Origin of the sequence: [Lactobacillus] rogosae (genome assembly GCA_900112995.1) — a bacterium.
In the GTDB taxonomy this organism is placed as follows: Bacteria; Bacillota; Clostridia; order Lachnospirales; family Lachnospiraceae; genus Lachnospira; species Lachnospira rogosae.
In genome coordinates, this window is sequence record FONU01000007.1 from 137,900 (window position 1) to 151,824 (window position 13,925).

Annotated in this window: 13 protein-coding genes; 3 read left to right on the forward strand and 10 right to left on the reverse strand. The window is 36.8% G+C overall.

Annotated elements, in window-relative coordinates; all coding sequences use genetic code 11:
• Positions 1-2 precede the first annotated feature (2 nt).
• Positions 3-557, reverse strand: coding sequence for a DJ-1 family glyoxalase III (locus BM157_RS03590; protein ID WP_055306177.1), 555 nt, complete (start codon positions 555-557; stop codon positions 3-5).
• A gap of 285 nt (positions 558-842) precedes the next feature.
• Between BM157_RS03590 and BM157_RS03595 the strand changes: the two genes are divergently transcribed.
• Complete coding sequence (locus BM157_RS03595) at positions 843-1,742, forward strand: DegV family protein (protein ID WP_055306178.1); 900 nt, start codon at positions 843-845, stop codon at positions 1,740-1,742.
• Positions 1,743-2,557: 815 nt separating this feature from the next.
• Here BM157_RS03595 and BM157_RS03600 read toward each other — a convergent pair.
• The 5 genes from BM157_RS03600 to BM157_RS03620 form a co-directional block, all read right to left on the reverse strand.
• On the reverse strand, positions 2,558-3,772 hold the full coding sequence (locus BM157_RS03600) for an LL-diaminopimelate aminotransferase (RefSeq protein WP_022502589.1): 1,215 nt from the start codon (positions 3,770-3,772) through the stop codon (positions 2,558-2,560).
• Between the two features lie 119 nt (positions 3,773-3,891).
• Positions 3,892-4,392: a hypothetical protein gene (locus tag BM157_RS03605; RefSeq protein WP_022502588.1), complete on the reverse strand. Its 501-nt coding sequence runs from the start codon at positions 4,390-4,392 to the stop codon at positions 3,892-3,894.
• Positions 4,393-4,411: 19 nt separating this feature from the next.
• Positions 4,412-4,747 carry a cupin domain-containing protein gene (locus BM157_RS03610; protein WP_055174080.1) on the reverse strand — a complete coding sequence of 112 codons (336 nt, stop codon included), beginning with the start codon at positions 4,745-4,747 and terminating at the stop codon, positions 4,412-4,414.
• Between the two features lie 75 nt (positions 4,748-4,822).
• Positions 4,823-5,965: a glycoside hydrolase family 88/105 protein gene (locus tag BM157_RS03615; protein ID WP_055174079.1), complete on the reverse strand. Its 1,143-nt coding sequence runs from the start codon at positions 5,963-5,965 to the stop codon at positions 4,823-4,825.
• A 164-nt stretch (positions 5,966-6,129) separates the two neighbouring features.
• Positions 6,130-7,860, reverse strand: a complete 1,731-nt coding sequence (locus BM157_RS03620) for a hypothetical protein (RefSeq protein ID WP_055174078.1) — start codon at positions 7,858-7,860, stop codon at positions 6,130-6,132.
• 208 nt (positions 7,861-8,068) lie between these two features.
• Between BM157_RS03620 and BM157_RS03625 the strand changes: the two genes are divergently transcribed.
• Entirely contained in the window at positions 8,069-8,926 is an 858-nt protein-coding gene (locus BM157_RS03625; RefSeq protein WP_055174077.1) for a patatin-like phospholipase family protein, read from the forward strand.
• Between the two features lie 75 nt (positions 8,927-9,001).
• Here the strand turns inward: BM157_RS03625 and BM157_RS03630 are convergent, their stop codons facing one another.
• Positions 9,002-9,760: a YdcF family protein gene (locus BM157_RS03630; RefSeq protein WP_090139953.1), complete on the reverse strand. Its 759-nt coding sequence runs from the start codon at positions 9,758-9,760 to the stop codon at positions 9,002-9,004.
• A gap of 531 nt (positions 9,761-10,291) precedes the next feature.
• On the opposite strand from BM157_RS03630, the gene BM157_RS03635 reads away from it, so the two are divergent.
• Positions 10,292-10,615 carry a cupin domain-containing protein gene (locus tag BM157_RS03635; protein WP_022502582.1) on the forward strand — a complete coding sequence of 108 codons (324 nt, stop codon included), beginning with the start codon at positions 10,292-10,294 and terminating at the stop codon, positions 10,613-10,615.
• A gap of 250 nt (positions 10,616-10,865) precedes the next feature.
• On the opposite strand, the gene BM157_RS03640 is transcribed toward BM157_RS03635, so the two are convergent.
• Genes BM157_RS03640 through BM157_RS03650 form a run of 3 tightly spaced genes read right to left on the reverse strand, consistent with a single transcriptional unit; the run spans position 10,866 to position 13,654 of the window.
• Entirely contained in the window at positions 10,866-11,600 is a 735-nt protein-coding gene (locus tag BM157_RS03640; protein ID WP_055174075.1) for a leucine-rich repeat domain-containing protein, read from the reverse strand.
• Positions 11,600-12,166, reverse strand: a complete 567-nt coding sequence (locus BM157_RS03645) for an NUDIX hydrolase (protein WP_055174074.1) — start codon at positions 12,164-12,166, stop codon at positions 11,600-11,602. The genes BM157_RS03640 and BM157_RS03645 overlap by 1 nt, the downstream gene beginning before the upstream one ends.
• A 15-nt stretch (positions 12,167-12,181) precedes the next feature.
• A complete protein-coding gene (locus BM157_RS03650) occupies positions 12,182-13,654 on the reverse strand; it encodes a 4Fe-4S dicluster domain-containing protein (RefSeq protein ID WP_055174073.1) in 1,473 nt (490 codons plus the stop codon).
• Between the last annotated feature and the right edge of the window lie 271 nt (positions 13,655-13,925).

The following is a 13,925-nucleotide window of genomic DNA, read 5'->3' on the forward strand; positions in this document are numbered from 1 at the left end:
AATTAATCATTAATATACTGTGTACTGACAGCAAGTTCATCGGCTAATTCTTTACCCTTAATAAGAGTAACAAGTTCAAGTCCTAAATCAACAGAAGTTCCCATTCCTCTTGAAGTTGTTATATTACCATCTGTAACAACTCTCTCTGTCTTAGGTGCAACCTCAGCCCCTTCTAACATATCTTCAAAGCCCGGGAAAGCTGTTGCTCTCTTTCCTTTAAGGAAGCCTAACTTTCCAAGTACGCTTGGTGCGGCACATATTGCGGCAATTCTGCCACCAGCTTCATTATGCACCTTAAGCATATCAATAAGCTTGTCACAATCATAATATGTCTTGTGTCCCGGTCCTCCTGGGAGGAAGCATACATCTTCATCGTTACAGTTAATATCTTCAATAAGCTTATCAGCTTCAACTATAATATTCTGTGCACTTTTTACTGATTTATTACCAGTAATTGATACAGTGTCGACACCTATATTCGCTCTTCTTAATATATCTATAACTGCAAGTGCTTCTACAGTTTCAAATCCATCTGTTAAAAAAGCTAAAACTTTCATTTATTAATCTCCATTTCTACTTAATGTCTTAATCTACCGATATTTTATAAAATGTTATTTATTAGCGTATTGTTTTTATAAAATTTTAATTAAATCAATTTATTTTATAGTATATCACTTTTTGTTATTTCATACCATACTTTATAACACTTTAATTACAACTTTAATTCAATTATAACTGATTATTTTTTAGTCAAGCTGAAAACATTTTTATCATTATGTCTTGTGGTTTTGAATACTATGTGTTATCATATATAAATAAATATTTGAATGTTGGAGGCACATATGTTTAAACTTATAAGTGATACTTCATGTGACTGGATTAAGGAGTACGCAGAAGAACATAATGTTACATTAGTTCCGTTATATACTACATTTGACGGACAGACTTATTATAAAGAGCAATTTGAAATCAGCTATGATGAATTCTATAGAAAAATGACAGATGAGAACGCATTTCCTAAATCTTCTCTTCCTTCTATTCAAGATTATGTTGATGCATTTATGCCATCAGTTGAGGCTGGTGTACCTATTATATGCTGTTGTATAACAACATATTTCTCTGGTTCATACAACTCAGCCTGCACTGCAAGGGATATGATTATTGAAGATTATCCGGATGCTAAGATTACCGTTATCAATTCCTTACAGAATTCAGCTTCTATGTCTTTATTCGTATATGAAGCTATGTGTATGAGAGATGCTGGATATTCTTATGAAGATACAGTTAAGAAGCTTGAAGCTATGCGTCCTTTTGGAAGAATTATATTCACAACAGAATCTCTTGATTACTTAACTAAAGGTGGACGTCTTGTAAAGACAGCTACTATGATTACAAGCAAGTTAAATCTTCGCCCTATTATTATTATGAAGGGTGGGGAAATAGGCGTTGGCGGTTTCTTTAGAACAAGAAAGAAAGCTAAAGCAAAGGTTATCGAATTATTATGCAAGCATTTTCAGGAGTCAGGACTTAATATCAATGATTATGATATAACAGTTGGATATTGTACTAACCCTGAAGAAGCAAGTGAATACAGAAAAGAAGTTGAGGAAGCTATAAGCACTAAGCTTCTAGAGTCAGGAGTTGAATTCAAGACACGTATCGGTGTTGTTACTTCGTGCCATACAGGTCCTACTGCACTTGGGGTTGCACTTATGCCTAAGTTTGATAGATTTGAGGCTTAATTAGGAGGGCTTCAAATATAAATAATGTGTCATTTGATGATTGATTTCTACCTTTATTGGGTGGCGGACGGACGTAAAATGGTGGGTGAATACACGCTGTGATGAGCGGACGAACGGGTGACACAGCTACGGTATTGTATGAAGACAATTGGATATTCTAAGCCTTTCTTATTTAGGTGGTGAGGACGGACGCATACGCTCCTATTCGCCATCGTGGCTCAGTAGTCGCTTGGCAGGACACCGTGTCCTGCCATTGCTGGTTTATGGGGAAGAAAGGCTAAGAATATCTCAGTTGTCTTTATAAATCATCCTCTTTAGCTGTGTCACCCGCCCGCCTCGCTCATCGCATTGCGTATTCGCTCACCATTTTGCTGGTTGTATCATTATGTACGCTGACTTATCATCGGAACAGCATAACTCTTACATATAGTTCTGGCTTTCCTCTAAATTATGAAGCTCTATACAACTACGGCTGTACAGCTGTTGCATTTTATCGCAATACAGGCAGGGGAGGGGCTTGCTGATGGCGGGGTGTGGTGCTGTGTTTTATAAGACAATTGGCGAATATTCCAAGCTATTCTTACAATAAACAGCAATGGCAGGACACGATGTCCTGCCAAGCGACTACTGAGCCACGATGGCGAATAGGAGCGTATGCGTCCGTCCTCACCACCTGCATTAAGAATAGCTTAAGAATATCCAATTGTCTTATTACACAGCACCGCACCCCGCCATCAGCAAGCCCGCTCCCCTGCCGTCCGTAATAAAATATAACCCAAACCTATACCACCACAGTTGTATAAGCTTCACAAAAATTATAACGCCTTAATTCTCTCAAGTGCCTTAACAGTATTCTCATAAGATCCAAATGCTGTAAGTCTGAAGTATCCTTCACCGCTTGGTCCAAATCCTGAACCTGGTGTACCTACTACATTAGCTTTCTCTAAAAGATAATCAAAGAATTCCCAAGATGTCATCTTATCCGGAGTCTTTAACCAGATATATGGTGCATTAACACCACCTGATACTGTATAACCCGCTGACTTTAAGCCTTCAAGAATAGTCTTTGCATTATTCATATAATATGCAATCTGTTCTCCTGTCTGCTTCTGTCCTTCTTCTGTATATACAGCCTCTCCTGCTCTCTGGATAATGTATGGAGCACCGTTAAACTTAGTGCCATGTCTTCTTGCCCAGAGGCTGTGAAGCATAACATCTCCACTCTTTAAATCCTTAGGAATAACTGTGAAACCAAGTCTTGTACCTGTAAATCCTGCATTCTTAGAGAATGAACGAAGTTCTATGGCACAAGTTCTTGCTCCTTCACATTCATATATTGTATGTGGTACATTTTCTTCTGAAATATATGCTTCGTAAGCTGCATCATATATAATAACTGCACCTACCTTGTTAGCATAGTCAACCCATCTTTGAAGTTCATCTTTAGTTATTGTTGAACCTGTTGGGTTATTAGGAAAACAAAGATATATAATATCAGGTGTTTCCTTGGGAAGTTCTGGTGCAAAGTTAGTCTCTGCTGTACAAGGCATATAGATAACATTGCTCCACTTCTGCTGTTCTGGAATATAATCACCTGTTCTGCCAGCCATAGCATTAGTATCTACATATACCGGATATACAGGGTCACATACTGCAATCTTATTATCAACCGAGAAGATGTCTCCGATATTACCTGAATCAGACTTAGCTCCATCACTTACGAATATTTCATCAGCAGATATATCTGCACCTCTCTTCTTATAGTCGTGCTCTACAATAGCATTTCTTAAGAACTCATAACCAAGATCTGGGGCATATCCGTGGAATGTCTCTGCCTTACCCATCTCATCAACTGCATTATGTAATGAATCAATAACTACTGGTGCAAGTGGAAGTGTAACATCTCCGATACCAAGGCGGATAATCTCCTTGTCTGGGTTAGCTGCACTGTAAGCACTTACCTTCTTGGCAATTGTTGAAAACAGATAACTTCCTGGAAGCTTTAAATAATTCTCATTAATCTTAAACATTCTTCTCTCTCCTTATCCTATACATAAATCATTTGCAAGTATTATACACTACTATTATTCTAACAACAATATAAAGGATAATAAACCTAATAATAATAACCGTTACTATACATTTACCGCTATGTCCCAAGATAAAATCTTAATAATCTTTCATATTCTTCATTAATTGCAAGCACAATGTTATTATCTCCGTGTGTGTTATCAGGATGATATATTTTCAACAAATCTTTGTAACGTTTCTTAACAGAGTCAGTATCATTAACACCTTTAAAGAATATCTTGACATTTTCTGCATCAGCCATAGTTCTTCGTGCTTCGCGATACACCTTATCCCTGTACATAAGCTTTTCTCTGTTAAACCTCTCCTTGTCAATTGCAAGCTGTCTTGTCTCTTTTTCAAGTATAGTCCACTTCTGATCAAATAAAGACTGCTGGCTCTCAAGCTGTTTCTTCATAAGCTGGTTCTTTCTCTGCTGGCTTCTTAACATACCCTTCTGTATATCAATAAGCTGTCTGTCCTCTTCAAGAGACTGGCTTAATTCATTCAATCTTATATTCTCTTTGAACAGAAATTTCTTCTGTTGTTGTTCACTAAGAGTTTCAAACTTTTTCTCATCCATAAACAACCCTCTCTAATAATTACTTTGCACTATGAAACCAGAACACCTTAACAGGCTGACATCCCTCTTTGGTTCTTATCGTATGGGCCACTCCTGCGAGTGCAACAAATGAATCACCCGCCTTAATCGGAAATACCAGATCATCAAGCTTGGCATACCCCTCTCCTTCTAACACATAAAAGCCTTCCTGGTCATTATGCACGCCTGGTTTATCTGAAAATTCATTAGAAGCATATATTGTTGTTCCTGAAGCACACCCATTAGTACAGCCATTCTCTGCTGTAAGGAATCTGTGTGTTCTGCTGTCCGCTCCCTGTGTACTGATAACTTCTTCCATAGTTACATATGGCTTCATAATCTAATCCTCCTATTAAACAAAATGGAGTCAATGCCTGAACACCGACCCCACTTGACTTTATATAATTAATTATTATCTGTTCTTATATGCAAGCATCTCTGTATAAGCAAGAAGAAATGGTCCAACACCCTTAGCATCATCTTCAACGATTGGCTCTGACATATAATAATCATATGTACCTGGTCTGTTACCCTTGCCACCAAGTCCTGCTACAAGACAGATGCCACCAAGTGACATCTCACCATCTTTAATGTTAAGATATTTATCACATATTCCATTAATAGCTTTTTCTGCATATTCTCTATAGTTTTCTGGAAGATATCCTAATCTTACACCCTTAAGAATTGCATATGCCATAATCGAGCTTCCACTTGTCTCAAGATAGTTCTTCTCCATACCACCATAATTAACTACCTGATACCACATTCCGCTTTCATCCTGATACTTAAGCATTGAATCCATAAGTTCAACAAATGCGTCCTCAAGCATCTTACATTCTGCATCATACTTGTGGTCTGAATTATCAACCTTATCAAGAGTGTCAAGTAATGCCATAGCATACCATCCGCTTGCTCTCAGCCAGCAATGCTGTGAAAGTCCTGTAACCTTGTCACACCAGAATGCTTCCCTGCTGACATCAATAGCATGATAATATAATCCATTAAGAGGATTCTTCATATTCTCAATAACATACTTGAACTGTGCAAATATATCTGGATAATTCTTTCTATTATTAAACTTAGTCTCATATTCAAGGTAAAATGGCTGTCCCATATACATACCATCAAGCCATACCTGATTAGGATATATATCCTTATGCCAGAAAGATCTTGCTTCATTGTTACATCTAGGCATAATCTCAATCTGTGAATATACTAAATCAATTGCCTTTCTATACTTTTCTTTACCTGTAAGGTCATAAAGTTCAAATAAAGTCTTACCAGCATTGACATTATCAATATTCTTCTCTCCAATGTTGTATCCATCTATTGTTCCATCTTCGTGAACTCTGTAATCGATAAAATTATCTGCGAACTTAAGATACTTCTCATCCTTAGTCACATCATACATCTGAAGCACAGCCTTAATCATAACTCCATCAATATAATTCCAGTTAGACTTAAGACCCTGTCTTATCTTTTCAATATTCCACATAGGTGCTTCTGGTGTGCTCTTTTCGAGCAATTCATCAATATACTTTACAATAATATCCATCACGTTTCTCCTTAACATTCTCAATTTGTTATAATTGTATCAAATTCCGTCCAATTTTACAACATTTTTTGTCATAAAATACAATTTGTTTATAGATTTATTATACCTAAACTCTCTTGTCGTATTCTGTCAGAAAAGGTAACTGATTAATATTTTCTAAAGAATTAATAGCAGATAACAGCATTATCAGGAACAACAGCTTTATATGATACTCCCATACCATCGGTATTTCTGATAATTGAAGTAACTGTATTGACATTGCCAGCTTTGATATATTCAAGCTTAATATTCATTCCTGCCTCATATCTTATAATGTCAATATTGTCCGCAGCATTAACATCATATATATCATTGTGTCCGTCAAGCATAATATACATATGTGTGTTGCCATCAGCTACAACAGGCATAATCTTTGATATAACACCTGTTACACTTTCTGTGTTAGTAATCTCCTGCGTAGATTTATCAACAATTCCATTATCCTTAAGAAGCTGGATATAATTAGATTCACATTGAAGAACAGAATCACCAATTGCCACATTCTGGTACTTCTCTATGTTAAGCATTGCATAACATTTTACAAGCCCTGCATCATCTTTTAATGCCATAAAATATGTCGGCTGTCCACTTACATTAATTAAAAGTGGAAATGTCGCTTTATATCCAAGATTCTGCACCCGTCCTTTGGCTGAATCCATAGCCGAATATTCCTCAGCTCCCGAAACCTCATAATAACGTGTCTCCATTGTACGCTGGTTCATAAGCACAAATCCTACATTGGAATTATCCTGTCCAACTGATGTGATTCCTGTATATACCCACACATCGTCCTCAAGTGCTATATAATTATAACCATCCGTTGTCTTAAGGCAGTCCCTCTGGCTTAAAATACTGTTAATAAATCCATGCTTAAGACTTCCGTTATAATCATACAAATCAATAAGAAGCTCTGCTGAATACACTTTATCAACCCACGTTGGAACATCTTCCACCTTATAATCTGTCATTTCGCCTGTAACTGCATTACAAAGCACAACCCTGCCTACTGTCTGTCCGCCAAACAGTCCTATATTAAACTTCTTAACAGGGCATACCCAGTAAGGCGTTCCCTCATCATCAATCTCGAAGTTAATACTATCAAAAATATATGTTGGATATGCAAATCTTAAATGCCTGTATATATATCTTGAAAAATGATCCGACTCCGAATACTTAATCCCCTCTGAAAGCCTTACACATTCAGCCTCCTGTGTTGTCATATCAATTCTTATATATGCTGGAATACCCTTCTTATAGTTAGCAAACCATTTAATAAGATTACCATATTCAAGTGGTGTAACCCTGACTGGCTTTTCTTTATAATTAATCTGGGAATACATATCCGCAACTTCATACTGGGAAACCATATCAACCATAGTTCCCATTACTCTTGTTCCTATTATTGAAGCTGACTCCTTATCAAGCAGTGGAATCTGGTCATACGAAACTTCCCTGATATCATCTGTAAAGCTTCTGTTCTCCACTGTTAAGAGATTCCGGTACTTTGCCGCATTAATTATTGGCGAAGATAATACATTGCCAACTACATATACAACAACAAATGCAATCGTAACATTAAGAAGCACCTTAAATATAATACTACCTGCCTTAGTCTTAAATTCAAAATGAGGGACTTTTATTGTATTATTATTAATGTCTTTATATCTGGTGCTTCCCTCCTTATGATTCATTATCCACTGGGCAATTGTAATTATTATCATAACAAATATAATAAATCCCCAAAATCCCTGTGAATGTATATTAATTGCCGGTAGCTTGATATAGTAATACACTGCTGCAACAACAATAACAACAAACGCCATAATAAGCTTCAATCCATTACTGACTTTCTTCATATACTCTTACCTTTCCTCTTAATTCAATATGCTATGTTAAAATTGTATTAAACTGCAAAGCATTTAACCAATCCATATAAAATCATAGACATATATGCTTATTTTTATAATCTTAATATTAATCTTAACATATATTTTATTGACAATCCATAATTTTAGTATAAAAATGATAATTGGAAAATATATGCTATAAAGGATGGTAACTAAAGTGAAAACAGGAATTGTATTTGAGGGCGGCGCATTCAGAACCATATTTTCTTGTGGTGTTATGGACGCTCTTGTTGAAAATGATATTATGCCAGATTATATGATTGGTGTATCTGCCGGTGCGGCATATGGCGTATCAATGGCTTCAAAACAGCCCCGCCGTAATCTTGATGTACTTATGAAATACCGCAATGACAAAAGATATCTCGGTCTTAGTAATATGATTGATAAAGATAACAAGTCTATCTATGGATTGGAATTCTCCTATGAAACAATCCCTAATGAACTTAATCTGTTTGATTATGATGCTTTTAAGCAGTATAAGGGCGATTTCTACTGTGTAGTTACTAATCTTCTTACCGGTCAGCCTGAATATATGAAATACACCGGTGATGACAGGACTAACACCGTGCTTAAAGCTACCTGTGCACTGCCTATGCTGTTTCCGCCAATTATTATTAACGATGTTCCTTATATGGACGGCGGCTTATCAGACTCAATACCTTATCTTAAAGCCATTGAGGACGGTTGTGACAGAATAATTGTCGTTCTTACAAGACAGTCAGGCTACACTAAGACAACTTCACGCTCTACTAAGGCTATTGCATATTCTTATAGAAACCAGTACCCTAAGCTTACAGAAACTATGCTTACAAGAGCCAGCCGCTACAATGAAAGCCTAAAAGGTCTTGACCAATATGTTAAAGAGGGACGTATCATAACTATACAACCTACAACAAGCAAGGGCTTTTCTCGTCTTGAAAAGGATAAGAACAAAATCCTTTCTATGTACAATGACGGCTACAACCAGTGCTATGAACTGCTGGATACCATCAAAGAATTCTATGGAATTAAATAATTCCACATAATCCGCTTATTATTAATGTATACACTCTGTTTATTCTTCAGAAAATAGAGTGCATACATTAACATCTTAATAATTCCCGCATACAAAGTCTTTCACTATTCCTATCGCTTCCCTGACCATATAATTAACAAACAACACATCATCGCTCCCGCTTGCTATTCCACTTACATGTATCAAGCCTTGTCCCTTAGCTAAAAGCTTAGACCTGAATATATGGAAATTATTCGTTGCAATGCCTACCGGAGAGCTGAAATCTGAAATGTATTGTACGGAATATTTCATATTCTCATTAGTATCTGTTGACTTATCTTCCATAATTATTCTATCACTATCTATACCTCTTTCGCATAGATATTCATACATTGCAAGTGCTTCTGTCTTATTCTCGCCACGTCCTTGTCCACCCGATACTATTATCTTACATTCTGTATTAATACATGCGTAATCATAGGCAGAGTCAAGTCTTCTTTTAAGTGAACGTGTTATTCGGTCGCCTCTTATCTGACAGCCAAGCACTATTACATATTCACAATTATAATCTGGCTTTTGCTTCATACTTATAACTATAAGGCTCTCAAGTATTGCAAATATAACAAATCCTGTTATTATGACAACTCTTACAATATTCTTGACAAGCTGTGGGATATCTATAATTCCTTTGGCATCTAGTGTTCCTGCTATGTATAAGCCTGCAAAGAAAATTGTACCTAAAAGCCATATCCATATAAATGAAGATTTACGACCTGCATATGATACACATAGTATATAGTAGGCAAGGCATATTATGGATAAAATTAAGCATATATATCTCATATGTGGTTTCACTTAGTGCTCCTTTACTGTTTGGTGGATTGTTTCTTAATTTAATGTTTGGTGGCGGACGGACGTTAGGTAACTTTACTATATTACCGCTGGGCACGCTTTCGCTGCTTATAGCCGTAGCGGACACTAAGCGGCTAAAGGACAGCCGCTAAGTGCCGACGGCTGCAAAAGCACCCAGCTTGCAATATAGTAAAGTTACATAACTGGATAGCGGCTGTATTTAATGGAAATAATCCGGAGGACCGCTTTGCAGGTTTTAGAAATCTTTGATTTCTAAAGCCTGCTCGCTATTTACTATCGGGGTATAACTAAATAAGATAAAAATTGCTTTGTCAAAACACAATAATTTCTTATTAGCTATACCTGATTAATTTATTAGTTATAATCATACAGATATTTTGTCTTTTTGTCTATTTTTTGATAATTAATTGTATTGACACTGGTTTTAAAGGTTTATACACTTTAATTAATACAATTAATATGTCTGATTTCCTCATATTTAAAAGTGAGTGTCAGGCAGGAAAAGGAGTTTTTATGTTTAAATATAATAAAGATGTTATACCTACTGATTGTGAACCAGGAGTCACACGCAAAATTCTCTGTTATTCTGATGACCTTATGATGTGCGAGATTACTTTTAAGAAAGGCTCTAAGGGGAACTTTCATAAGCACGAACATTTACAGATTACTTATATTGCCAAGGGAAGCTTTGAATTTACAATTGGTGGCGAAACCAAGATTGTAAATCAAGGCGACAGTGTGTATATGCCATCTAATGTTGAGCACGGCGTTACTGCACTTGAAGACGGCATACTTGTCGATGTGTTCAATCCTATGCGAAAAGATTTTCTTGCTTAACCGCATTACAATTAATGTATTGGATTTTAGACCCTTTTCGTGCGGGTGCGCATAATCGGCACATAGTGTCTTTTATGTAATATACCATATAATTAAATAAAAACTGCGGGACATACATAAATGATACTCAAATATCATCTATATAATATATCCCGCAGTTTTTATGTTCTTAAAATATTATCGCAATAATTTAACAATATTCTTAGTATCAATTAAACTGCCTACCACCACTGATATCTGTAACAGACAATTACCTATTAACCGTTATATTAAGAAATGCATCCTGTCCGATATTCTTTACGCTCTTTGGCACTGTTATCTCTTTAATTCCACTTGACATAAATGCCGCATAGCCTATATTTTCCAAACCATCTGGAAGTATCACCTCTGTAAGATTAGTACAGCCTGAAAAAGCATATGTACCAATGTTCTTAACTGATGATGGTATTGTCACACTCTTAAGATTGGTATTGTTATAAAATACACCTGAGGCAATTGTTACAACTCCATCTTTAATAGAGTAATTCTCTTTATTCTGGTCAGCTTCATAAAGAATATTATTAACAATTATATCATTAGAATCTTTTAATTTTTCTGCCCTCCATCTGGTTTCAGTAAATGCGTGTGTGCCTATATCTTCAACTGACTCTGGTATGACTATTTCTTCAAGGTTATAACAAGATAAAAAAGCATTTGAAGATATGTATGTTATACCCTGCTCTATAGTTACTTTTTTAATCATCGTATCGTCCCTGAATGCACCATCGCCTATTGTGGATACACTTTTACCGTCAAGAACTGCTGGAACAACAAGTTCATCTTCCGACCTGCCCTTATCTGTAAGAGCAGTAATTGTAAGCGTTCCGTCTTCATTCTCTGTATACTGGTAAAGAGCAATTTTAATATTCTTTCTACCACAGCCTGATATTGCTAATAACATAATAAGTATCAAGCCTGCCACCAACATTTTCTTATGTATCTTCATTAACAGCCTCCCTTAGCCCACATATAGCAGAATGCCTGTGTTCTTGCCGCAAATCTGCAATTCTTAAGAAGTTCTTTCACTTCTTCTTTAGTGTACCACGAAGCTGTTATTTCTTCCATAGTTGATGTACTTTTAGAAAATGTTCCTTCTGCCTTTCCAATGACTACCTGATTAGTTTCATTTGAAAAACCTATTGCACTGTAGCTGTCATAAAGCTTATCATCAATCCTTATAAGATTAAGTCCTGTTTCTTCCTTCAGCTCTCTCTTAGCCGCAACCTCCGCCGTTTCGCCCTCATCAATAAGTCCCGCCGGGAAATTGTATACATAATCTCCTACGGACATTCTGTATTCCTTATTGATAAGTATTTTCCCGCCATCAATATCTGTCGCAACTATAACAACCCCGTCAGGTCTGTCATTATGAAGGTCAGCCAATGAACTCACATTATCATTACGGCTTATTATTTCATATACCTTGGTTCTGTTATCCTCTGTTGTATATGTAATATCATATCTGTTAATAAAATGTCCGTCTAAAACCTTCTTGATACCTTCAAATCTCATTTTATTCCTCACTTCTTATTCTGCATGCATAGAAAATGCTTCCATATCGTAGCTCTTAAGGTTATCATATATCTTTCTGTCATCGGCTTCTGATAAGAGCTTATCCCTGTCTTTGGCTACAAGCATTTCATTCTTGCTTGAACGATGATGGCTAGGTCCGCCTACACAGCCTCCTTCGCACGCCATTCCTTCAACAAAGTCAGCTTGAAGTCTGTCCATTTTTAATAGCGTAAGTGCTTTCTTACATTCTGCTCCACCTGAACATTTTTCTATAGTGAACTTAGATGGGTCTTCACCTAACTCCTTCATACATTCTACTACAGCGGCAGCAACTCCACCACCATTACCAAATCTCTTGCCATATACACTTGCCTGCTGGCTGCTGTTAGCTTCAGCCTCAATCTTAACGTCCTTAGCTCTAAGCATTGCTCTGTACTCACCTACTGTAAGAACATAATCAGCATTTCCTTCTAAGTCCTTGTTACGTCTTTCATCTTTCTTTGCAATACAAGGTCCGATAAATACCGTTACTGTGTCCTTATCCTTAGACTTTAACATTCTTGAAACCGCACACATAGGTGATACAGTTGTCGATATATTGTCTGTTAATTCAGGATAGTGTTTCTTTATCATATTAACAAATGCAGGACAGCACGATGTTGTCATCTTTTTGCCCTCTTTATTAGCTTCAAGCCATTCCTTTGCTTCTGCACCGGCTGTCATATCACCACCAAGGGCAACCTCTACCATATCAGAAAATCCAACTTTCTTGCAGGCTGTTCTTATACTGTCCATTGTAATATCTGCACCAAATGAACCTTCAATTGCCGGTGCTACCATAGCGACAACCTTTTTACCTGATGTAATTGCCTTAATAACATCAACTATATCTGTCTTAGAACCAATAGCACCGAATGGACAGGCGTGTATACAATGTCCACATTTAATACATTTACTGTCATCTATCTCACATATACCATTTTCGTCCATAGTAATTGCACCTACCGGACAGATTTTCTTACAAGGTCTAATCAAATCTGCAATAGCATTATATGGACAGGCTTTAGCACACTGACCACATTCTTTACATTTGTCAGGGTCAATATAAGCTCTGTCGCGCCCCATAGATACAGCCCCGAACTTACACGCCTGCTGGCAGGCTTTAGCCATACATTTTCTACAATTATCTGTAACTATATAATGTGAAAGTGGACAGTCAGCACATGCCGCTTCTATAACCTGAACCACATTATCCTTACCTGTCTTAGGTGTTTCTGATGGACACTTTCCTTCTGCAAGTCTTATACGTTGTCTTACAACTTCACGCTCTTTGTATACGCAACATCTGTACTTCGCCTGAGGTCCCGGAAGCAGCTCATATGGAAGCTCCTCCTTCTTCTCTTCAAGCTGTCCAGCATAAGCAAGCTTTGCAACCTGATATAATATTTCATGTTTAATTTTCAGTATATTAGCATCATTAGAAAGCATATCTTTTGTCCTCCTGTAATCAAATATATTTACTAAGTAGATACAGTATAGCACACTTAATATATGTTTCCTAACCCTTTTTTAAACTTTCCCATCTAATCCCCCAACTCCAGCAAAAACATTCCCTCACAACCAAACAACACACCCCTCTCAACAACCAGTATAAACTCCCCCAGCAACCAGCAATGCCCAGACATAAGTCTGGGCGAGCGTCACTACTATCCAAAATCTTCAAAACCCCAGTCAACAACATACCAGCCAAAAAATCATC

Coding starts and splice junctions, on each gene's coding strand:
- BM157_RS03615 (WP_055174079.1), bottom strand. CDS start 5,965: ATGGATATTATTGTAAAGTATATTGATGAATTGCTCGAAAAGAGCACA.
- BM157_RS03620 (WP_055174078.1), bottom strand. CDS start 7,860: ATGAAGAAAGTCAGTAATGGATTGAAGCTTATTATGGCGTTTGTTGTT.
- BM157_RS03595 (WP_055306178.1), top strand. CDS start 843: ATGTTTAAACTTATAAGTGATACTTCATGTGACTGGATTAAGGAGTAC.
- BM157_RS03605 (WP_022502588.1), bottom strand. CDS start 4,392: ATGGATGAGAAAAAGTTTGAAACTCTTAGTGAACAACAACAGAAGAAA.
- BM157_RS03640 (WP_055174075.1), bottom strand. CDS start 11,600: ATGAAGATACATAAGAAAATGTTGGTGGCAGGCTTGATACTTATTATG.
- BM157_RS03600 (WP_022502589.1), bottom strand. CDS start 3,772: ATGTTTAAGATTAATGAGAATTATTTAAAGCTTCCAGGAAGTTATCTG.
- BM157_RS03635 (WP_022502582.1), top strand. CDS start 10,292: ATGTTTAAATATAATAAAGATGTTATACCTACTGATTGTGAACCAGGA.
- BM157_RS03590 (WP_055306177.1), bottom strand. CDS start 557: ATGAAAGTTTTAGCTTTTTTAACAGATGGATTTGAAACTGTAGAAGCA.
- BM157_RS03650 (WP_055174073.1), bottom strand. CDS start 13,654: ATGCTTTCTAATGATGCTAATATACTGAAAATTAAACATGAAATATTA.
- BM157_RS03645 (WP_055174074.1), bottom strand. CDS start 12,166: ATGAGATTTGAAGGTATCAAGAAGGTTTTAGACGGACATTTTATTAAC.
- BM157_RS03610 (WP_055174080.1), bottom strand. CDS start 4,747: ATGAAGCCATATGTAACTATGGAAGAAGTTATCAGTACACAGGGAGCG.